Source organism: Aneurinibacillus thermoaerophilus (assembly GCF_019603355.1).
Taxonomy (GTDB): Bacteria; Bacillota; Bacilli; order Aneurinibacillales; family Aneurinibacillaceae; genus Aneurinibacillus; species Aneurinibacillus thermoaerophilus.
Window position 1 is genome coordinate 960,501 of the sequence record NZ_CP080764.1, and the last position, 18,828, is coordinate 979,328.

Genomic DNA, 18,828 nt, shown 5'->3' on the forward strand with positions numbered 1-18,828 from the left:
GATGGCTGTTACGATTTCCAGCGCCTGTATTTCGTGTGGCACATGTGTTGATACATGCCCGGTTAGCGCCCTGTATTTAGGCCCGGACAAATGTGAAGTAGACCCGGCAAAATGCGAAGAATGCCAGGAATGTATTCCCGTATGTCCAACGGAAGCGATTAGCTTGCCGAATCCGACCAAGAAAGCCGTATCGAAATCTTCTCCGGCAGAAGCGGCTGCCTCAACGGAGACGGTCGCGCTGCCAAAGCAGGATGAAGTGAAGCATGCGGCGCAGGAACCCATCGCCATGATTGAAACAAAGGCACCCACGAAAGCGAAGAAGCCGACAGATAAGTTTGCCGATTATGAAGGGGTGTGGGTGTTTATTGACCAGACGGACGGTAAAATTGCAGGCGTTTCGCTGGAACTGCTAGGTGCAGGGCGCCGGCTTGCTGATAAGTTAAATGTGCCGCTTTCCGGATTTATACTTGGCTATCAGATTGAGCATTTGGCACAGACGTGTTTTGAATATGGCGCGGACGTTATGTACATGATTGATGACCCACTTTTGAAAACATACCGTTCCGAAACGTACATGAAAGGGACGGTAGACCTGTGCAATAAATACAAGCCGGAAATTATTTTGTACGGAGCCACCACGAACGGCAAGGATTTGGCCAGCGCCGTGGCGACAGATCTTGCGACCGGCCTGACCGCCGACTGTACCATCCTTGATGTAAACGTAGAGAAACGGCTTCTGGAAGCGAGCCGTCCCGCTTTTGGCGGTAATATCATGGCGACCATTCTTTGCAAGAATCACCGCCCGCAGATGGCGACAGTCCGTTCCAAAGTGATGAAAGCGCTCGAACCGCAGCCGGGGCGTACCGGTGTTTTGATTCATGAGCCGTTTGGCTTGCGTGAGGACGATGTAAAAACGAAAGTACTAGAAATTGTACGTGAGGCTGGAAATAGGGTAAAACTGGATGAAGCGCACATTATTGTCGCTGGCGGAAAAGGATTGGGCGACGCACGAGGTTTCCGGATTTGCTATGAATTGGCGGAAGTGCTTGGTGCGAGCGTTGGTGCCAGCCGGGACGCGGTGGAAGCCGGATGGATTAGCCATCAGCATCAGGTCGGGCAGACCGGGGTGACTGTTACGCCAAAAATTTATTTTGCGATCGGAATTTCCGGAGCCGTGCAGCATGTGGTGGGTATGCAAAATTCCGAAATTATTATTGCGATCAACAAAGATCCGAATGCACCTATTCATAATGTTGCTACGTACAGCATTGTCGGCGATGCGTTTGAAATTGTGCCGAAACTGATTACAGAGTTCAAAAAAGTGGTCAAAGGTGGTGAAGCGGTCAATGTCTGAGAAGTTTGACGCGATTGTTGTTGGCGCCGGCCCGGCTGGAACGTCTGCCGCGTATACGATGGCGAAAGCCGGATTGAATGTGCTAGTAATTGAAAGAGGTGAGTATCCAGGTGCCAAAAACGTAATGGGTGGAGTGTTGTACCGCCATCAGATGGAAGAAATGATTCCCGGTTTTTATAAGGAAGCGCCGGTCGAGCGTCCGGTTGTGGAGCAGCGTTTTTGGTTTTTGGGCGAAGAGTCTGTATTTACAGGTGGATACAAAGGTCTGGAATGGGCGAAAGAACCGTACAATAATTTCACCGTTCTGCGTGCTAAGTTTGACCAATGGTACGCAAGCAAAGCTGTTGAGCAAGGCGCTTTGCTTATTAATGAAACGGTAGTGACAGAATGTATTGTGGAAGACGGACGGGTAGTTGGTGTGCGCACGGATCGTCCGGACGGCGATGTATATGCAGACGTTGTGGTGCTCGCTGATGGGGTAAATTCGCTTCTCGCTAAATCGCTTGGGTTTCACAAAGAGTTTAAGCCGGATCAGGTGGCGCTGGCGGTGATGGAAGTGCTCAATCTGCCTGCGGAAAAAATTGAGGATCGTTTTAACTTAGAGCCGAATCAGGGTGCGACAATTGAAATTTTTGGCGATGCGACCAAAGGTGTGCTGGGAACAGGCTTTATTTATACGAATAAAGAAAGCATTAATATTGGTGTCGGCGCGACATTATCCGGAATTATTAAGCATAGACTGCGTCCGTACGATTTGTTGGAGTATTTAAAAAAACATCCGATTGTTCGTCCGTTGATTCGCGGTGGAGAACCGATGGAATACGCGGCGCATCTGATTCCGGAAGGAGGTTTCCATGCGATGCCAAAAATCGTAGGCAATGGTGTGATGGTTGTCGGTGATGCCGGACAGATGGTTAACAGCGTTCATCGTGAAGGAAGTAACATGGCGATGACATCAGGGAGACTCGCGGCGGAAACGATCATTCTTGCGAAAGAGGCAAATGATTTTTCAGAGAATATGCTGGACACGTACCGCGTGCGTTTGCTTGATAGCTTCGTCGGTCAGGATCTCAAGAAATACAAAGATGCGACACATACGTTTGAAAACTATCCGCAGTATTTCAAAGAATATATCCCGATGATTAACAAGGCGGCCAGTCAGTTCTTTACAGTGGACGGCGTGCCCAAGAAAGAAAAACAGAAGAAAATACTGAAGAGTTTGATGGAAAGGAAGAGCAAACTGAGCATGGTGCAAGATATTTATCGTGCATGGAAGGTGATGAAATAATGGATATCATACCGCGTACAAATACGATTGAAGAGAAACAATATCTGGTGAGATTCAGGGCGGATACGCAGTCACATTTGCATGTGCTGGATCACGACATTTGCGCGACGAAGTGTCCTGATAAGCTGTGTACAGTGTTCTGTCCAGCGGAAGTATATAAGTGGGAAGGCATGCGAATGGCGGTCGGTTACGAAGGTTGCCACGAGTGCGGCAGCTGTAGAATCGGCTGCCCATATCAGAACATTAAGTGGGAGTATCCGAAGGGTGGTCACGGCATAGTGTTCAGGTTGGCATAGGAGGAATAAGTAAAAGACAAAAGAGGGTTACTGGGTCTATTCATTACACGCACGCCGCTAGGTTTTATGAGCATCATGGGATTAATCGCCTTGGCAGGCATTGTTGTACGCAACGGTATTGTACTGATTGAGTTTATTGAAGATTCGAAGCAGGAAGGAATGGATGTAAAGGAAGCGGTTATCAAGGCCGCATCCGCCCGTTTCCGTCCTAATAAAACAACACCCAAGAACTATCAAAGATCATGAGCCGCCTGTTTAACCTTCTGCGGAAAAACGGGTGGAAATCCCATTGATACGGGAAGAAAATGGTCTTTGATATATTGGGTGTTGTTTATTATTATACCGCTTCTGCTTGTAAGATAATGAATGTTCAGGTTAACGCAATTTGTTTATTTAATGTATTCATTGCTAACCAAAATATTGGAAATCACATCTGTCGGAATCGTAAATTCGACAGTACCCATATAGCCGGGAGCGACATCGTATTTATTAAAAGAAATTACTAATTTCCCATCTTTGTTTATATAAAAATTCTGGTTCTTCGCAATACTTTTAAATTCCATACCGGGTATGACTTCCGGTCCTCCAGGGTAAGAAACCCAATAGACTTTCCCGGGATCCGCTTTCATTTGTCGTATCATCTGTTCCTTGATATAGTTACTGATCACCGCAATATAAGAGTCATCTTTGAACAAGCTGGGCAGCGTAATTAAAATCTGCTTTTGCTTGTCGATCGTATCGAATTTTAATGTTGTTGAGGACGATCCTACCGTATTTACAACGTATCTGCTGATGGATAGTATTTTCTCATTATTTGTTTTCACTTGGTATCCGCTATCTATACCTAAATGACCGCCACCATTCTTTTCTAAACTGTCCATTTGAGCCTTGAAATCGGCATATAGCTTTTTATTTTCTTCAAGATATTTTTGATTCAAACCATTTTCTAATGATTTATTTTCCAAATTAGCAACAGCAGGTACTTTTAAATCTGCATGATAATTTTTATCCTCTATTTTAAATTCTCTAAAAGTAAACACCTTCACAATATTTGCGACAACGGGCACTTTTGAAAAAGCATTTGCTATCGTTGGACTACTATTAATCCCTATTACAAATACAATAGCCGCCGCTCCTGTTCCAGCAAGACATTTCAAAAGCCTCTTTCTTCTTTTTCTTTGATTTAATGCTTTTTTCACGACAAAATCTAGTTCATTAGGGATAGGTATATCCATATATTGCTTTTTTAATTGCTCCAACTTTTTATCCACCCTACTTTACCTCCTCAACGGATTCAGCATTCATTTTGACACGCAGTAGTCGAAGAGCCTGATATAACCTGGTTTTTATGGTGTTTACATTTTCATCCAACACATCTGCAACTTCTTCTATTTTCAAATCTTCAAAATATCTAAGCACGATGACACTTCGATATTTGATGGGTAAATCATCCAATGCTCTTTCTAAATCAATATTGTTATAAACATCATTTATTCCTGGGCTATAGGACTCCAGTGTTTCTTGGTCTACAATATAAACCTTCTTTTGTTTCCTCAAGAAATCTAAAGAAGTATTCACAACAATTCTATAAAACCAACTCTTAATCGCTTTAGGGTTTTTAATTGTTTGTATGGATGATATAGCCCTATGAATAGAGTCTTGAACGATATCCAGAGCATCCTCAGAATTTTTTACGTAGCTATAAGCTAATCGATAAATATTTTCCTTATTTTCTGTTATATACCGAATGAGTGAGTTTTCTATTTGTTTCATTAAACTAAAAACTCCTTTTTCATACGTATCCATTATTTATTGTCTTACATTGTATAGACGAATGAAACAGCCTAAAAAGTTTTTAAACAAAGCAACCATTTATATAGAAGCAGCGAGAAGTCTTCTTGATTCAGGAGTTGGCAGCGCTTACAAATGCAATGCTTACCACTTCAATTGGTGTCTTTTCTAACACATGAAGACGGATCGTTTCCCCGAGAATCCGTACCTGATATCCTGTTATGAGAATGAAATAGATAATCAGCGCGATACTGAGAATGGTACCGATAAATCTCCCAGCAATGATTTGATTGTACTGATAGAAAGTCTGTCCAGGAAACTGCTGGCTCAATTTGGCGGCAACATATCCGAAGAACAGGGAAAGAAAGCCACCCAGAAGTACCGAGATCCAGGCATCAGATGTTCCGCTCTTATCGACAACGATGCGTGGTAAAACAAGAATACTTACCCCAATAGTAAAATGAGCCACGGTTAAAGCTGTCTGCGTTGGTGTGATTCGATCTTTCGGGTGAAGAATCATGGCAGGGCTCCTTGTATTGCGTCTTCGTTCCTCTTGTTCTGAATTTACGCTTTTGCGTTAATATCTACAGGTCTTTTTCTAAAACGTTTATCCCAGTCTTTTTTATTTTTTCCTACATATGAGAGAAACATGTAAGACGTATAGAATTTTTAATTCCAGAAAGAATGTCCGGTAGTACGCAAAATGTAGACAAGCCAGGTTAATTAAGGCTGGCTTATTCATTTATTGAATCGGGAATTTCGATTCGGGGGATTTCCAATAATTAAACGACTTCTTTGAATTTAACTTTTTTCACGTTTACATGCGTGGCATTATCGGATATTTAGTTGACAAGTCGTTGTTTATTTGTAATTATTATAAAAAGATAATGATTGTGGAGGTGTTATATATGACGATTTATAATTTTACTGTAAAAGACATTACCGGAAAAGAGATTAAACTGGAACAATATAAAAATAAGGTAGTAATGATTGTGAATACAGCAAGCAAGTGTCGCTTTACCACCCAATATAATGATTTGCAGAAATTGTATGATCGTTATCATTATCGTGGATTTGAAATTTTAGGTTTTCCTTGCAATCAGTTCGCAGAGCAAGAACCGGGCACTAATGAGGAAATTCAAGCATTTTGTCAACTTAACTATGGTGTGAAATTTCCGCTGTTTGAGAAAATAAAGGTACGAGGGCCTCAAGCACACCCGCTGTTTACATATTTAACAGAGCAAGCACCGTTTATGGGATTTGACTTTACTCAGATAAGCGCAAAATTGCTTCATACGTTCTTGCAGGAAAAATTTCCTGAATTTTTAATTGGTGACTCTATCAAGTGGAACTTTACAAAATTCCTGATAGATAAAAATGGCTATGTCGTGAAAAGATTTGAACCAACTGTGGAATCGATAGATATAGAAAAGGAAATTGAAGCTTTATTATAAAGTTAATTTTATATACATTTGTTTTAGGTATTGAAATGACAAATATTGATGATGAAACGGACTGCGGACGCTAACGACCCAAGAATTCCACGCTTTCAAGCGTGTGGAGTGTCAGTTGTTAGAGATAAATTCCATGTTTTGGCCGTTTCTTATCCGGGTATAAAATAAGATAGGGAGTGAATTGTCCATATGAGCAAATACCCGGAAAAATGTAAAAAATTGTATGATAAGAAACGGCAGACAAGGCTTAACCGGACGCTCAGCGAATTGCGCAAGGAATTGGAGAAGCCGATTTGGAAAGATATTATTAAGAAAAGTGGCAAGTGAAAAAGCACCGGAACATCCGGTGCTTTTATTGTGCGTTCCAAAGCAGGCAACGCAAGCGCGTTATGACGCCGGGCGGCGTTCGCGGAACAGCAGGCTAATGCAGTACAGCCCTGCCAAACCAATGAGAGAATACACAATACGGCTTACAACAGAACCTTCACCGTTAAACAAACCTGCTACCAAGTCCCATTGGAAGAGACCTACAAGCAGCCAGTTGAGAGCTCCGATGATAACAAGAATAAGGGCCAAACGATCCATGATGCATTCATCTCCTTTCTAAGCCTGTACTTTCAGTATGTCCATTTTTTTCGTCGATAATCAGAAAGGAGAACATATCCATAAGACATTCTTATTTTTTGTTTAAGCGCGGAGCGATGACGCGATCGAAAAAGCGCGGAAACAGGTGAAAAAGAATAACGCCGATGCGCATATAACGCGGGATTATCGCTTCTGCTTTGCGGTTATGTATGGTGCGTAGAACGCTTTTTGCCACAGTTTCCGGGGGTAGCATAAACGCTTCTACACTGCGCCGGTATTCTCCGCTTTGGTCGGCGCGTTCAAAAAACGGGGTTTGCACCGGACCGGGGTTGACTAGCGAAATCGAAACACCGCTCCCCTTCAGCTCTTGGCGTAGGCTTTCCGTAAAGCCAACGACGGCGAATTTACTGGCAGTGTAGCCGCTTGACTTCGGCGTGGCTAATTTTCCGGCTACGGAAGCTACATTAATAATATGTCCCGATTTTTGTCCGAGCATATGGGGAAGCACCGCTTTTGTGCAGCGCACTGTTCCCAGATAATTCACGTCCATCATGTTTGCTATGTCTTCGAGCTTTGCCTCCGAAAATGGAGCAAAAATGCCGAAGCCTGCGTTGTTGACCCAGATGTCAATCTTTCCGTATCTGCATATGATTTTCTGAACAATATCGACAATCTGCCTATCCTTAGTTACATCAAGCCTATAATAGCCGACATCGGGCGCGCTATGCTGAAGGTTGTCTGCCAGGGCGCGCAACGTATCTACGGAGCGGGCCAGCAGCACGGGCGTCATTCCGGATTCAGCGGCCAGGATGGCGGTTGCTTTTCCGATGCCGCTGGAAGCTCCGGTAATGACGATTACTTTTTTGTTTTTTGTCGTCATTTTTCACATTACCTCCTGTTCATAGTTTTGACGGTAAAGTGCTAATTCCTGCTTGTCAGCTAAGTGAAAAAAGTCAGTACTGGAAATTTGACAATATGTGTCACATTTCGTTTATGGACGAATAGACTATAGAAGACTACCTTTGCGGGGAGGGCTTTTCATGGAATTTGCGAAGCAATCGGTGGTTATCACCGGGGGAGCTGGCGGTCTGGGCAAGAAAGCGGCACAGCTGTTCGGTGAGCAGGGAGCGTACGTTATTATCGCAGATATTAATAGCGAACAAGGTGAACAAGTCGCCGCGGAGTTGGGGAAAACGGGCATGAATATTGACTTTGTTCAGGTGAACGTCGCCGATGAGACATCAGTGCAAGCATTGATGGAAGCGGTTAAACAAAAAGCGGGCAGGCTCGATATTCTTATCAATAACGCGGGAATTACACAGGACAGCATGTTGCATACATTGACAAAAGAAAAATGGGAGCAAGTCATTGCCATTAACTTGACTGGAGTATATTTATGCACAAAAGCAGCGGTGCCGCTTATGCTTGAGAACGGCTACGGGCGCATTATTAATACTTCATCCGTGGTTGGCCTATATGGTAATATTGGGCAGACGAATTACGCGGCAACAAAAGCGGGTATCATCGGGTTAACCAAGACATGGGCGAAGGAGTTAGGCGGAAAAGGCATTACGGTAAATGCAGTAGCGCCTGGATTTATTAGAACGCCAATGACAGAAGCTGTGCCTGGGAAAATCTTAGAAATGATGCGGGCGAAAGTACCGGTGCAGCGCCTGGGCGAACCGGAAGATATCGCGCGTGCCTATATGTTTCTAGCGTCGCCTCACTCTTCCTATATTAACGGAGCTGTGCTTTCTGTGGACGGAGGAGTTGTTCTATAATTTTCTCTTTTCAAAATCTCCTCCATCTTCTACTATGTATATATTATTACAAAGTTAGATGGAGGGGAATTTATATGAACAGCAAATTGGCAAAAGGGTACGGCGCGAAGCAAGAAATGATTAACAAATTTGTGGATAAGCATGCGGCATGGACAGTAGAAGTGCGGCGCTACCTCCATCAATATCCGGAATTGTCGCATCAAGAATCAAAAACGGCGCGGTACATTCGCGAACAGCTTGAAAGCATGGGGTTAGCCGTGCGGTCTTATACAGGCAAAGATGTCGTCACCTACATAGAGGGAACAGCGCCTGGCAAAACGGTAGCATTGCGTGCTGATATTGATGCGCTCCCGATTCAGGAAGAGACGGGACTTCCATATGCATCGAAAAATCCGGGCATTATGCATGCGTGCGGGCATGACGGTCATACCGCGATTTTATTGGGAGCGGCGCGCGCATTAACGGAAGCGAAGCTATTGTTTGCTGGCCGGATTAAACTTATTTTTCAGCATGCTGAAGAAGTGGTACCTGGCGGAGCATCCGAATTGGTGGAAGCCGGCGTTTTGGAAGATGTAGATGCTATTTTTGGTTTGCATTTGTGGCAAAATTTAGAGGTTGGTCTTTTAGGTACCTGCTCTGGCCCGATCATGGCTGGTTCCGATTCCTTTACGATAAAAATTCAGGGGAAAGGCGGACATGGTTCGATGCCGCATCTGACGGTTGATCCGATTGTCATTGCGGCTCATCTTGTCACACAGATACAGACGGTAGTGAGCCGTTCTCTTGATCCATTATATCCAGCGGTCGTGAGTGTAGGGCAGATTCATGCCGGCGACACGTACAACATAATTCCGGACACTGCGCAACTGCAAGGAACGGTACGCTATTTCCACCCGGATGTACAGAAAGAAATTCCAGCGATCTTAGAGCGCTTGGCGAACGGCGTGTGTGCGTCATTTGGCGCGACGGCAACGTTTGAATATGTGGAAGGTGATCCTTCTGTTGTTAATGACTCGCGAATGAATAATATCGTAGAACAGGTGGGATGTACAGTGCTGGGGAAAGAAAATGTGCGACCAGCTGTTCCGAGCATGGCAGGAGAAGACTTCTCTTATTATCTGCGGCAGGTGCCTGGCGCGTATTTTTTCCTGGGTATCCAAGGAGACGAGGCGGCGTATGGCCACCATCACCCTCGCTTTACTATTGATGAGCGGATGCTTTCTGTCGGAAGCAAACTTTTGGCAGGTATCGCTCTTATGTATTTAGACCAGCAAGCGAAGTAGGCGCAGATAAGTTGGAAGAAACATGAACGCATGCGTGGAAGCGGAAGGGCACACCCTATGTAATAGGGAAGGGCTGTTCGCTTTCACGCGCCGGCTCTCCCTTGATTTAGCAAAAGGGGGGGTTTTTATGCCACAAGGTGTAAAATGCAGCGTTTCAAACTGTACGTACTGGGGACAGGGAAATAATTGTGTGGCTGAAGCCATTATGGTTGATATTGACCGTCACGCAGATACGAATTATAAGGAAGAAATTGGGGAAATTGGGATTTCTTCAGATCGACAAGAAGTAGCCCAATATTCCAGCGAGACGTGCTGTCATACGTTTAAGCCGAAACAAAAAGCATAATAAGCCCGAATATTCCAGCGAAAGAGATGAGAATGGGCATGAAAAGAACAAAACGCCGTGATAACATCATTTTGTTCCCGTTTCGGGAAGAAGTAGCCAGTGAATTTCATGTGCCGGCTCCGTCGCGCCGCATAATTAAACGGCGGAGAAGTCGGCAAGGAGATTTGGAAGCGGGCGAACGGAAGAAAGCAGGTGGAACAGGACTGGGCGTTCTGGGACTTATTATGAGTCTGCTTGCTTTTTTTATGATGCCAGTTGCGCTTGGGATATCCGGTTTTATCGTCGGATACATTGCCGCAATGCGTGGTTCTGGAATTGGAAGATGGGCGATGGGACTCGCTGTTGTTGCTGTCGTTTTGCCTTTGTTTTTGCGTGTATTTTACTAATGTATTGATCAGATCAGCCGGATTCTTAATCCGGCTTTTTGTCGCTTAAGAAATACGGCCGTTGCCTACCCGATGCCTACCATAAGGAAAAGAGGAAGTAAAGAATACGTCTCTTCCTTCTCCGCGCCTTTTGACTTTCCAATTATTATAATATTGAAACTTTATGCGTTTTCCTGCGTATGGACATAATAAGAAAAATTTCTTGACTTAACCGTAAGGAGGCAATCAATCATTGGCGGAGACAAAAAAGAAAAGGCGCGGATGGGGTGCGCTGGGGGGACTGATTGGATTTCTTGCGCTCTTAGGCAGCAAACTGAAATTTTTGCTTCCCTTATTAAAAATGGGCAAGTTCGGAACAACCATCTGGACAATGGCGCTGTCAGTCGGGGCTTATATGCTGATTTACCCGTGGACATTTGCGATCGGGCTTGTTATTATGCTGTTTATTCATGAAATGGGACATGTATGGGCGGCCAAACGCAAAAAACTACCCGTTTCCGTCCCTGCTTTTATTCCGTTTTTGGGGGCGTTGATTACGATGAAAAAGCAGCCAAAAGACGCGGAAACGGAAGCGTACGTGGCACTTGGTGGTCCGCTTCTGGGTACGATTGGTGCGGCAGCTGCGTTGTTTCTGGGGATTGTTACCGGTTATCCGGTGCTTTATGCTATTGCAATGATCGGTTTTTTTCTTAACTTAATTAATCTGCTTCCGATTCATCCGCTCGATGGAGGGAGAATTGTAACCGCGATTTCCCGTTGGCTTTGGGCGTTTGGGCTAATTGGCGGACTTATTATCATTTTGTATTTGAAAGCGATTATTTTCCTATTGTTCTGGGCACTATTCGCTTGGGAGTTGTACGATAAATATATACGTAAGAGGAAAAAGGAGCGAAACGGCTCCCGGTTGCGGAAAGAGTATGTATTTTTATGGATTCCGGTACAGCAATTTGATGAGAAAGGGTTATTTATTCCGGCAGCCGAGCATTGCCGTTCTCTGCCATTTACACATGTAGGAGATATGGCGGCAAAGCGGGATATGCTGAAGATTGACTATCCGGGAATTGAAGAAACGAAAACGTTTGAATATACGTCCGGGCTGGTGCATAATGCGCAGCTTGTGAAAACAGAAATCGCAAATGACCAGGTGAAGATGACAGTTGAGCTTACGGTGGAACCTTATAAAGAGGAGCAGGGCTTGATTCGGGATGACAAATATTATGAAGTGTCGCCGCGCACTCGCTGGATATACGGTCTCGCTTACTTTGGGCTGGCGATTGTGCTCGGTCTTTTGATGGTGTATACATCGGTAAAGATTCCGCAAATTCCGCTCGCAGGATAAATGCCAAAAAGGGCCGAAACTTTTCCGCTGCATGAGTTTCGGCCTTTTATTTATGCGTTAGCCGTTGTATACTTCGGTGAGAAATACATCGGTATCCAAGCGTTCGAATCCTTGAATGGGTTGTTCCTGAAGTGCTTTTAATTCACGTTGCAGTCGAGCGATTTCTGCTTCCATTTTTTTTAGTTTTTCTACTTTCACCATTACAGTCATATTAATCTCTCCTTTATTTAAATATTCAGAAAAAATATTGAATTTTTCTGCAATCTTTTGTTGAAAATTATGAAAAAGAAGACTATGAATTTTTAATTTATTGAAAAATATAATAGCAAGCAAGGTTTCATTTGTAAATAGGTTTTTTAAATGTAATCGTTTGCAAAAAAGAAAAATAAAGAATGCACAGGGAGAAGGGATAGATTCGTCAATAACTATATTTTCTAAACAAAAATAAATGTGCTATGATAAAATTCGAGCTTTTTTCTATATGTGCGGGTAATACTATGAGAAAAGGTAAGAAGGGGAAATTATGATCTATTTTGATAATAGCGCAACAACTCTTCCTCATCCGGACGTTGTAAAAGCGTTTGGCGATGTGGCAAGCCAATTTTTCGGCAATCCGTCTTCGCTCCATCATCTCGGCGGAAAGTCGGCGCAATTGCTCGATCAAGCGCGCAAAGTCGCTGCGGATTGTCTCGGTGTTCAGCCGGGGGAAATTGTATTTACATCCGGTGGTACTGAGAGCAATAATGCCGCGTTGAAAGGTGTAGCGATTCAGCATCGTTCGCGCGGTAAACATATTATTACAAGCAGCATAGAACACGCTTCGGTGTACGAAACATGTAAACAGTTAGAGGAATTAGGATATTCAGTAACATATTTGCCGACAGATGATAAAGGGCGTGTGCGGCCGGAGGATGTACAGCGCGCGCTCTCTGATGATACGATTCTTGTCTCGGTAATGTATGTGAACAGCGAACTAGGTACGGTGCAACCGATCGAGGAAATCGGTCGAATTTTGTCCGCGTATCCGAAAACATATTTTCATGTGGATGCGGTACAGGGGTTTGGTAAGTTGCCGCTTATGCCAGGAAAATGGGGCATTGACCTGTTGTCGCTGTCCGCGCACAAATTTCATGGGGTGCGCGGTTGCGGTCTTCTGTATGTTCGACGCGGCGTGATGCTGTCTCCGCTTATTATCGGAGGCGGACAGGAAGGAGGACTTCGTTCCGGCACAGAAAATGTACCAGGTATCGTCGCAATGGCTAAAGCGATGCGCATGCAACATGAGAGGCTCCAGGAAAACCATGAACATATGAAAAAGCTGCGTGCCCGCTTGATCGATGGCCTTCTGCCGCTTGAGTACTGCAAATTGAATGGCCCAGGCAAGGACGATGCTTATGCGGCACCGCATATTGTGAATGTCTCGTTTCCGGGCATAAAGGCGGAGGTTGTATTGCACGCACTTGAGAAGGAAGAAATTTATGTATCAACCCGTTCCGCTTGTTCTTCTAAGAACAGTAAACCGTCCCGAGTATTACTTGCGGCCGGGATTGACGAGGAGCGAGCACGCAGCGCATTGCGCATAAGCTTCTCGCCTGATAATACGGAAGCGGAAGTGGACGTGTTCATACGGGCGATCCAAAAAATTGTGCCAAATTTAGCAAAGATAATGAGGGTGTGAAGCATGCAGTATGAACATATTTTAATCCGTTATGGCGAGCTAGCGCTCAAAAAGCGTAACCGTGGCGATTTTGAAGCGCAGCTTGTCCGCAACATTAAAAAAAGCTTACAGGCTCACCCGAACGTACAGGTTGAGCGGGTGTACGGTCGGCTATATCTCGCATTAAACGGTGAACCGTATGAGCAGGTAGCAGAAAAGTTGAAGAAAGTATTTGGAATTTATTCGTTTAGCCCGACTCGCTTTCTTAAGACGTTCGAACTCGAAACGATCCAGCAAGCGGCACTGGAAGTGTTGAGAGACGTAGAACCAGTCCCGCGTACGTTTAAAGTAACGGTGAAGCGGCCAAACAAGCAGTTTCCGTATCGTTCCCAGGAGATGAACCATTTGGTGGGTAGTTACATCCTGCGCAATACGGAGAATATAAAAGTGGACGTGCACCATCCGGAAGTCGAACTCGTTGTGGAAATTCGTATCGAGGGGGTGTTTATTTCTTGTCGCACCATCCGCGGTATGGGTGGGCTGCCGACTGGAAGCAGTGGAAAAGCGATGTTGATGCTTTCTGGTGGTATTGATAGTCCAGTAGCGGGCTGGATGACCATGAAGCGCGGCGTACGCATTGAAGGCGTGCATTTTCACAGCTATCCATTCACTTCGGAACGGGCCAAGCAAAAGGTGATCGATCTGGCACGAATTTTATCGCAGTACAGCGGCGGAATGAAATTGCATATCGTGCCGTTTACGGAGATTCAAACCCAGATTCGTCAGCACTGCCCGGAGCATTATATGATTACGATTATGCGCCGCTTTATGATGCGCATTACGGAACGGTTGGCGCAGAAGCACGGAGCGCTGGCGATTGCGACTGGAGAAAGCCTGGGCCAAGTCGCTTCGCAGACGATGGAGAGTATGTATACGATTAATAGCGCGATCCATACGCCGGTTATTCGTCCGTTGATAGCGATGGATAAGGAAGAGATCATGGCAATTTCGAGACGAATTGGAACATATGAAACATCGATTTTGCCCTATGAAGATTGCTGTACGATTTTTGTGCCCAAATCTCCGGTGACGAAACCAAAACCGGAGCAGGCGGAAAAATTTGAGCGTGCGTTGGATGTGGAACGTCTCATTGAAGAAGCGGTTAACGGGGTAGAAACGATATGGATTGAATTTGGAGACGAAAAAGTAGAGCATCAAAATTTCTTCTAGAATTAGAATAACAGGGAAAATCATCTGAATTTCTTTGTCTCTTATATGCAAAAAAAGAGCAGAAATAACCTGCTCTTTTTTTGCGTTGCCTTTTTTATTTTGATCTTTGTTCCAGCCAGTCTCCGATCGTCGGATAAGTCTTGTTGATCGCCTGACGGCCGAAGCAAACGGAGACGTGACCGGTAGGCATTACCACATACGTTTTGTCTTTGCTTGAAATAACGGGCATTAAAGCTTCAATCTGGTGTGGAAGTGCGATATGATCGCGTTCGGCGGCAATGTTTAGCACGTTTGCCTTAATATTGCTCAAATCGACTCTGCGTCCCCGGATATACAATTCGCCTTTTAGCAGTTTATTATGTTGATAGAATTCACGAATCCATTGGCGGAACGCTTCACCAGGAAATGGTATTCCGTCATTTACCCATTTTTGCATTAATTTCCATCCGGTAACGAAATTATCATTTTCCGCCCGGTCAACGAGATTTACATATGGCCCATAGAAGTTTACGATTGGTTTCAACATTTTATTTCCAAAGTCGATCATCTCCGGTGGAATGATACCCAGTGTATCGACCATTTTATCCAGATTGAAATATTTTTCATCGAGCCAGTGCGTAAATAAGCCAGCGTCAGCGAAGTCAAACGGACTCGTCATAAAGATAATGTTGCGGATCGGCAGATCAGGGTGGAGTGAAGCGAAAATAGACGTCATCGTGCCGCCCATGCAGTAACCGAGTAAGGAAATTTCGTCAGCTCCAGATGTTTTCAGCACTTTACGGACAGCGCGCGGAATGTAGTCCATGATGTAGTCGTCCAGCTTCATGTTACGATCTTCCAGCGCGGGTGTGCCCCAATCGATAAGATAGATGTCGAAGCCGCGATTTACCAAGTATTCGATAAGGCTGTTACCAGGGGATAAATCAAGAATATATGGCTTATTGATCAGTGCATAAATCATCAGTAACGGCACGCGGTGTTTTTTGGGTATGGCCGGCTGATAGCGGTATAGCTTTGCTTTGTTTTTTGTCCAGATAATTTCCTTTGGAGTCAGACCTACTTCCGGTTCAGCTTCTGTCGTCAGTACTTCCGTCGCTTTTTTAAAGCGGCGGTACGTGCGCTTTATCTCCTGGGGCATGGAGTCCAGCAAATCTTCCCAACTTTTTTTTGTTACTGGAGTTGCCATGTTTCCTCTTCCCTCCAACCTTCGAAATATTGGTGAAATATTTTGTCTTTTTATGTAACTACATGTAAAGACCGCCGTTAATGTTTAATTGTTGTCCTGTGATATATTCCCCGTCTTGGCACAAGTAAATAACGCCGCGCGCGATTTCCTCTGGAAGACCGAAACGTCGCACAGGGATTTTAGCCACGATTTGTGCACGGATTTCGTCCGGAATGGCCTGCACCATTTCGGTGTCGATAAATCCGGGGCAGATGGCGTTCACGGTGGTACCTGTTTTTGCCAGCTCAAGCGCGAGCGATTTGGTAAAGCCAATCATGCCAGCTTTAGCCGCAGAGTAGTTTGTTTGACCAAATCCACCGGCCTGGCCAATGATAGAGGAGATGTTAATAATACGTCCCGCGTCAGATTCTAAGATGTGAGAGAGAGCAGCCGTTGTCATATTGTAGACGCTGTTAAGATTGACTTGAATGACTTTATTCCAATCTTCATCGGTGATTTTGCGGAAGGTACGATCACGGGTGATCCCGGCATTATTTATCAGAATATCGAGCTTTCCATATTTGGTGATGGTTTCTTCCACAAGAACACGTGCTTGCACCGTATCGGATACATCAGCTTGTGCGGCAAACGCTTTGCCACCGACTTGCTCGATTTCTTTTACGGTTGTGTCCGCAGCTTCCCTGTTGCTGCTGTAGTTAATCACAACTTTGACGCCATGCGCCGCCAATTCTTTGGCAATCGCTGCGCCGATCCCACGGGAGCCACCTGTCACAATCGCTACTCTACCGTTTAAGTTCACCATAAATGAAACACCCCTTAGCTGACGTCATATTTATTAAAGAAAATAATAGATTAAGCACATTCAAAGAGCAGTCCTATCAAGAAGAGGGCGGACAGAACGTTTACTCTTTTTTCTGCTCCGTTTTTTCTTTGGATGTTGTTTCTTTGCTCGCTTCGACTTTCGTAACAGAAAGGGATGGTGACTTTGCTTGTTTTTGCAGCAGATCCATTACCTGGTTTAGTTTTTTATCAAGGTTTTTCATTTCATTTTTTACCTGAGTAATTTCCCGAGCCATATTGAGACTATTAAGCTGGTGCGATAACTCTTCCTCAATGATTTCTTCTAGGTTGTCAATTTTTGCTTCGAGATTGACGATAAGGGAAGCAAGATTGGAAATGTCTTCCCGGGAAGGCATGTTAGCCTGCGCCAGGTATTTCTCTGTGGATTGTTTTACCATGTTTTGATATTGAAGGTACATGTTGAGAAACTGTCCCATAAATTCGGAGAAGTCTTCTTTGCGCATGGATTCATCAAAAATTTTGCTCCATTGTGATTCAGTTTTGTCATACAAGTCTTTCCACATCGCAAAAAGATCGAACGGGATTTGATTACTCACTTGCTCATCTCCTCTTTGGAATTAAATTTTTCCACCTCACTATATGTATGTAAAGGAGGAATTTTTATGTATGAAAAATACATTTCATGTAAAAGTATAGTAAAGGTGGTAATGAAACTCAAATGAAAACATTCGATAAATTATGATATTTTTTTAAAGATTTTATGAAGGTTTTATGAACTGAAAGGAAAAATTTCATTTTATAGTTTAGGTTCTATGACCTATTCTATTAGTCATGATAAAAACTTTATGAAAAAATTAACGGAAACGTTTGACAAAAATTTCTTATAGGTGTAAATTACATATAAGAGATATTTACAGATTTGTAGGTGATGCACATGTCTGCGAGTGATGAAAAAGCTCGTTCTGGAGCCCAAATCAAAGAAGAAAAGCCGATTAGTAGTGCGCCCAAGAATTTAATGGTTCCGTTCCTTCTGTTAAGCCTGCGCGGTTGGAACGTGCACGGCTATGAACTGATTCAGCAACTGATTAAATTTGGCTTTCCCTCCATTGATCAGGGAAACGTGTATCGGACGTTGCGGCAGCTGGAGAAAGAAAAAATGGTGAAATCCGAATGGGACACGTCAGCAGGAGGACCAGCTAAACGGGTATATTCGCTGACGGATGCTGGTGAACAGTATTTAAAATCGTGGGCCGCTTCGCTGGAGCAATACCAGACCATGCTGGATCGTTTCTTTGATATGTACACCCAATTCTTCATGTTGGCCCCTAAAGAGAAAAACAAGGCGGAAAAAGAAGAGAAAAAGTAATAACGGCGGTACTGCAGCATGCTGCACTTACCATATACACTTTTCTTTTACTCATTTCTTTAAGGAGGAATTGAGATGGCAGTCAACAAAAAAGCAGAAAAAGAGCCTGTTGCAGTGCAGGCGGCTAACCAGGGCGGCGCAAGCATGATTGATACGATGTGGGATGGCTGGATGAACGGCGTAAAGATGGTATATGCCTACCAGCGCGAGATGGAAAATTTGATGCTGCAGACGCTTGAGCGCCAAAAGGAAATTTGGGAGAAGACAACAGAGAACCTTGAAAAGGTGGAAGAGGAAATGAAGAAATTCCTCGAAGATGCAAAAGTAAGCTACCAGAATAACATGAAAAATGTTGGCGGTGAACAATTGGGCAAAACGTTTGAAGAATGGGCGCAGCGTCTTGATGAAATCGCAAAGCGTATTCAGCAGCTCACGTGGACACCGGGAAAAGCCAGTCTGAATGTCGTGAACAAATCGCAGGAGCAGTTGGAGGTTTCCTTCAAAAACTTGCTTGCTCAGCAACAAAAAACGCGTGATGAAGTGCAGGCATTAATGGATAATTTCTTGCAACAGGTAAAAATGACCCAAAAAGGCTTGCTAGAATCTTTAGAGGCAAACAAAAATAATACCATTAACATGTTTAAATAATATTTTCTCTTCCCCCCGTTGTTCGGGGGATTTTCCT

Annotated in this window: 23 protein-coding genes and 2 pseudogenes; 16 read left to right on the forward strand and 9 right to left on the reverse strand. The window is 44.2% G+C overall.

The genetic code is table 11. The features are described 5' to 3' along the window. Position 1: 1 nt before the first annotated feature. The 5 genes and pseudogenes from K3F53_RS19330 to K3F53_RS05205 all read left to right on the forward strand — a co-directional run. A pseudogene (locus K3F53_RS19330) lies at positions 2-145 on the forward strand (DUF362 domain-containing protein); the annotation flags it as partial. A gap of 141 nt (positions 146-286) precedes the next feature. Further along, complete coding sequence (locus K3F53_RS05190) at positions 287-1,354, forward strand: electron transfer flavoprotein subunit alpha/FixB family protein (RefSeq protein WP_236782033.1); 1,068 nt, start codon at positions 287-289, stop codon at positions 1,352-1,354. After that, positions 1,347-2,642 carry an FAD-dependent oxidoreductase gene (locus K3F53_RS05195; RefSeq protein WP_057899536.1) on the forward strand — a complete coding sequence of 432 codons (1,296 nt, stop codon included), beginning with the start codon at positions 1,347-1,349 and terminating at the stop codon, positions 2,640-2,642. Before K3F53_RS05190 ends, K3F53_RS05195 begins: the two co-directional genes overlap by 8 nt. Beyond that, positions 2,624-2,938 (forward strand): ferredoxin family protein, encoded by a 315-nt coding sequence (locus K3F53_RS05200; RefSeq protein WP_082706066.1) that lies wholly within the window; start codon positions 2,624-2,626, stop codon positions 2,936-2,938. The genes K3F53_RS05195 and K3F53_RS05200 overlap by 19 nt, the downstream gene beginning before the upstream one ends. A 24-nt stretch (positions 2,939-2,962) precedes the next feature. Further along, a pseudogene (locus tag K3F53_RS05205) lies at positions 2,963-3,148 on the forward strand (efflux RND transporter permease subunit); the annotation flags it as partial. Between the two features lie 179 nt (positions 3,149-3,327). Here the strand turns inward: K3F53_RS05205 and K3F53_RS05210 are convergent. From K3F53_RS05210 to K3F53_RS05220, 3 genes are all read right to left on the reverse strand, one after another. Continuing rightward, positions 3,328-4,209 carry an anti-sigma-V factor RsiV gene (locus tag K3F53_RS05210; protein WP_204244839.1) on the reverse strand — a complete coding sequence of 294 codons (882 nt, stop codon included), beginning with the start codon at positions 4,207-4,209 and terminating at the stop codon, positions 3,328-3,330. Position 4,210: 1 nt separating this feature from the next. Further along, the gene (locus tag K3F53_RS05215; RefSeq protein ID WP_057899534.1) at positions 4,211-4,711 is read right to left on the reverse strand and encodes an RNA polymerase sigma factor SigV; all 501 of its coding nucleotides are present in this window, start codon (positions 4,709-4,711) and stop codon (positions 4,211-4,213) included. 130 nt (positions 4,712-4,841) lie between these two features. Beyond that, positions 4,842-5,249 carry a GerAB/ArcD/ProY family transporter gene (locus K3F53_RS05220; RefSeq protein WP_057899533.1) on the reverse strand — a complete coding sequence of 136 codons (408 nt, stop codon included), beginning with the start codon at positions 5,247-5,249 and terminating at the stop codon, positions 4,842-4,844. A 388-nt stretch (positions 5,250-5,637) separates the two neighbouring features. On the opposite strand from K3F53_RS05220, the gene K3F53_RS05225 reads away from it, so the two are divergent. Together K3F53_RS05225 and K3F53_RS05230 are read left to right on the forward strand one after the other, a co-directional pair. Further along, a complete protein-coding gene (locus K3F53_RS05225) occupies positions 5,638-6,183 on the forward strand; it encodes a glutathione peroxidase (protein ID WP_057899532.1) in 546 nt (181 codons plus the stop codon). Between the two features lie 189 nt (positions 6,184-6,372). Continuing rightward, complete coding sequence (locus tag K3F53_RS05230) at positions 6,373-6,510, forward strand: hypothetical protein (protein ID WP_156424080.1); 138 nt, start codon at positions 6,373-6,375, stop codon at positions 6,508-6,510. A gap of 60 nt (positions 6,511-6,570) precedes the next feature. Here K3F53_RS05230 and K3F53_RS05235 read toward each other — a convergent pair whose 3' ends face one another. Together K3F53_RS05235 and K3F53_RS05240 are read right to left on the reverse strand one after the other, a co-directional pair. Beyond that, positions 6,571-6,768 (reverse strand): DUF378 domain-containing protein, encoded by a 198-nt coding sequence (locus K3F53_RS05235; protein WP_057899531.1) that lies wholly within the window; start codon positions 6,766-6,768, stop codon positions 6,571-6,573. Between the two features lie 91 nt (positions 6,769-6,859). After that, entirely contained in the window at positions 6,860-7,648 is a 789-nt protein-coding gene (locus tag K3F53_RS05240; RefSeq protein WP_057899530.1) for an SDR family oxidoreductase, read from the reverse strand. 160 nt (positions 7,649-7,808) lie between these two features. Here K3F53_RS05240 and fabG point away from each other — a divergent pair, with 160 nt between their 5' ends. From fabG to K3F53_RS05265, 5 genes are all read left to right on the forward strand, one after another. Next, the gene (fabG, locus tag K3F53_RS05245; protein WP_057899529.1) at positions 7,809-8,549 is read left to right on the forward strand and encodes a 3-oxoacyl-ACP reductase FabG; all 741 of its coding nucleotides are present in this window, start codon (positions 7,809-7,811) and stop codon (positions 8,547-8,549) included. Between the two features lie 74 nt (positions 8,550-8,623). Then, a complete protein-coding gene (locus K3F53_RS05250; protein WP_236781891.1) occupies positions 8,624-9,832 on the forward strand; it encodes a M20 metallopeptidase family protein in 1,209 nt (402 codons plus the stop codon). 127 nt (positions 9,833-9,959) lie between these two features. Beyond that, on the forward strand, positions 9,960-10,178 hold the full coding sequence (locus K3F53_RS05255) for a DUF1540 domain-containing protein (protein ID WP_057899528.1): 219 nt from the start codon (positions 9,960-9,962) through the stop codon (positions 10,176-10,178). A 38-nt stretch (positions 10,179-10,216) separates the two neighbouring features. Next, positions 10,217-10,564 (forward strand): DUF4190 domain-containing protein, encoded by a 348-nt coding sequence (locus tag K3F53_RS05260; RefSeq protein WP_139184921.1) that lies wholly within the window; start codon positions 10,217-10,219, stop codon positions 10,562-10,564. A 232-nt stretch (positions 10,565-10,796) separates the two neighbouring features. Further along, complete coding sequence (locus K3F53_RS05265; protein ID WP_057899526.1) at positions 10,797-11,903, forward strand: site-2 protease family protein; 1,107 nt, start codon at positions 10,797-10,799, stop codon at positions 11,901-11,903. A gap of 57 nt (positions 11,904-11,960) precedes the next feature. On the opposite strand, the gene K3F53_RS05270 is transcribed toward K3F53_RS05265, so the two are convergent. After that, positions 11,961-12,113 (reverse strand): hypothetical protein, encoded by a 153-nt coding sequence (locus K3F53_RS05270; protein WP_156424079.1) that lies wholly within the window; start codon positions 12,111-12,113, stop codon positions 11,961-11,963. Between the two features lie 313 nt (positions 12,114-12,426). On the opposite strand from K3F53_RS05270, the gene K3F53_RS05275 reads away from it, so the two are divergent. Both K3F53_RS05275 and thiI read left to right on the forward strand, forming a co-directional pair. Continuing rightward, complete coding sequence (locus K3F53_RS05275) at positions 12,427-13,581, forward strand: cysteine desulfurase family protein (RefSeq protein WP_057899525.1); 1,155 nt, start codon at positions 12,427-12,429, stop codon at positions 13,579-13,581. Between the two features lie 3 nt (positions 13,582-13,584). Further along, positions 13,585-14,790, forward strand: a complete 1,206-nt coding sequence (thiI, locus tag K3F53_RS05280; RefSeq protein WP_057899524.1) for a tRNA uracil 4-sulfurtransferase ThiI — start codon at positions 13,585-13,587, stop codon at positions 14,788-14,790. A 94-nt stretch (positions 14,791-14,884) separates the two neighbouring features. Here thiI and phaC read toward each other — a convergent pair whose 3' ends face one another. The 3 genes from phaC to K3F53_RS05295 form a co-directional block, all read right to left on the reverse strand. Further along, positions 14,885-15,976 (reverse strand): class III poly(R)-hydroxyalkanoic acid synthase subunit PhaC, encoded by a 1,092-nt coding sequence (phaC, locus tag K3F53_RS05285; RefSeq protein ID WP_057899523.1) that lies wholly within the window; start codon positions 15,974-15,976, stop codon positions 14,885-14,887. A 58-nt stretch (positions 15,977-16,034) separates the two neighbouring features. Next, positions 16,035-16,778 carry an acetoacetyl-CoA reductase gene (gene phbB, locus K3F53_RS05290; RefSeq protein ID WP_057899522.1) on the reverse strand — a complete coding sequence of 248 codons (744 nt, stop codon included), beginning with the start codon at positions 16,776-16,778 and terminating at the stop codon, positions 16,035-16,037. 100 nt (positions 16,779-16,878) lie between these two features. After that, positions 16,879-17,373, reverse strand: coding sequence for a poly(R)-hydroxyalkanoic acid synthase subunit PhaE (locus K3F53_RS05295; protein WP_057899521.1), 495 nt, complete (start codon positions 17,371-17,373; stop codon positions 16,879-16,881). A 338-nt stretch (positions 17,374-17,711) separates the two neighbouring features. Here K3F53_RS05295 and phaQ point away from each other — a divergent pair, with 338 nt between their 5' ends. After that, the gene (phaQ, locus tag K3F53_RS05300) at positions 17,712-18,143 is read left to right on the forward strand and encodes a poly-beta-hydroxybutyrate-responsive repressor (RefSeq protein ID WP_057899520.1); all 432 of its coding nucleotides are present in this window, start codon (positions 17,712-17,714) and stop codon (positions 18,141-18,143) included. A 75-nt stretch (positions 18,144-18,218) separates the two neighbouring features. Beyond that, positions 18,219-18,791: a polyhydroxyalkanoic acid inclusion protein PhaP gene (gene phaP, locus K3F53_RS05305; protein ID WP_057899519.1), complete on the forward strand. Its 573-nt coding sequence runs from the start codon at positions 18,219-18,221 to the stop codon at positions 18,789-18,791. The last annotated feature ends 37 nt before the right edge of the window (positions 18,792-18,828 follow it).

Bases quoted from the DNA above. Each gene is read 5' to 3' on its own strand.
- K3F53_RS05240 (WP_057899530.1), bottom strand. From the start codon at position 7,648: ATGACGACAAAAAACAAAAAAGTAATCGTCATTACCGGAGCTTCCAGC.
- K3F53_RS05195 (WP_057899536.1), top strand. From the start codon at position 1,347: ATGTCTGAGAAGTTTGACGCGATTGTTGTTGGCGCCGGCCCGGCTGGA.
- phaQ (WP_057899520.1), top strand. From the start codon at position 17,712: ATGTCTGCGAGTGATGAAAAAGCTCGTTCTGGAGCCCAAATCAAAGAA.
- phaP (WP_057899519.1), top strand. From the start codon at position 18,219: ATGGCAGTCAACAAAAAAGCAGAAAAAGAGCCTGTTGCAGTGCAGGCG.
- K3F53_RS05255 (WP_057899528.1), top strand. From the start codon at position 9,960: ATGCCACAAGGTGTAAAATGCAGCGTTTCAAACTGTACGTACTGGGGA.
- K3F53_RS05225 (WP_057899532.1), top strand. From the start codon at position 5,638: ATGACGATTTATAATTTTACTGTAAAAGACATTACCGGAAAAGAGATT.
- K3F53_RS05260 (WP_139184921.1), top strand. From the start codon at position 10,217: ATGAAAAGAACAAAACGCCGTGATAACATCATTTTGTTCCCGTTTCGG.
- fabG (WP_057899529.1), top strand. From the start codon at position 7,809: ATGGAATTTGCGAAGCAATCGGTGGTTATCACCGGGGGAGCTGGCGGT.
- thiI (WP_057899524.1), top strand. From the start codon at position 13,585: ATGCAGTATGAACATATTTTAATCCGTTATGGCGAGCTAGCGCTCAAA.
- K3F53_RS05190 (WP_236782033.1), top strand. From the start codon at position 287: ATGATTGAAACAAAGGCACCCACGAAAGCGAAGAAGCCGACAGATAAG.
- K3F53_RS05220 (WP_057899533.1), bottom strand. From the start codon at position 5,249: ATGATTCTTCACCCGAAAGATCGAATCACACCAACGCAGACAGCTTTA.
- K3F53_RS05230 (WP_156424080.1), top strand. From the start codon at position 6,373: ATGAGCAAATACCCGGAAAAATGTAAAAAATTGTATGATAAGAAACGG.
- K3F53_RS05270 (WP_156424079.1), bottom strand. From the start codon at position 12,113: ATGACTGTAATGGTGAAAGTAGAAAAACTAAAAAAAATGGAAGCAGAA.
- K3F53_RS05250 (WP_236781891.1), top strand. From the start codon at position 8,624: ATGAACAGCAAATTGGCAAAAGGGTACGGCGCGAAGCAAGAAATGATT.
- K3F53_RS05275 (WP_057899525.1), top strand. From the start codon at position 12,427: ATGATCTATTTTGATAATAGCGCAACAACTCTTCCTCATCCGGACGTT.
- phbB (WP_057899522.1), bottom strand. From the start codon at position 16,778: ATGGTGAACTTAAACGGTAGAGTAGCGATTGTGACAGGTGGCTCCCGT.
- phaC (WP_057899523.1), bottom strand. From the start codon at position 15,976: ATGGCAACTCCAGTAACAAAAAAAAGTTGGGAAGATTTGCTGGACTCC.
- K3F53_RS05215 (WP_057899534.1), bottom strand. From the start codon at position 4,711: ATGAAACAAATAGAAAACTCACTCATTCGGTATATAACAGAAAATAAG.
- K3F53_RS05235 (WP_057899531.1), bottom strand. From the start codon at position 6,768: ATGGATCGTTTGGCCCTTATTCTTGTTATCATCGGAGCTCTCAACTGG.
- K3F53_RS05200 (WP_082706066.1), top strand. From the start codon at position 2,624: ATGGAAGGTGATGAAATAATGGATATCATACCGCGTACAAATACGATT.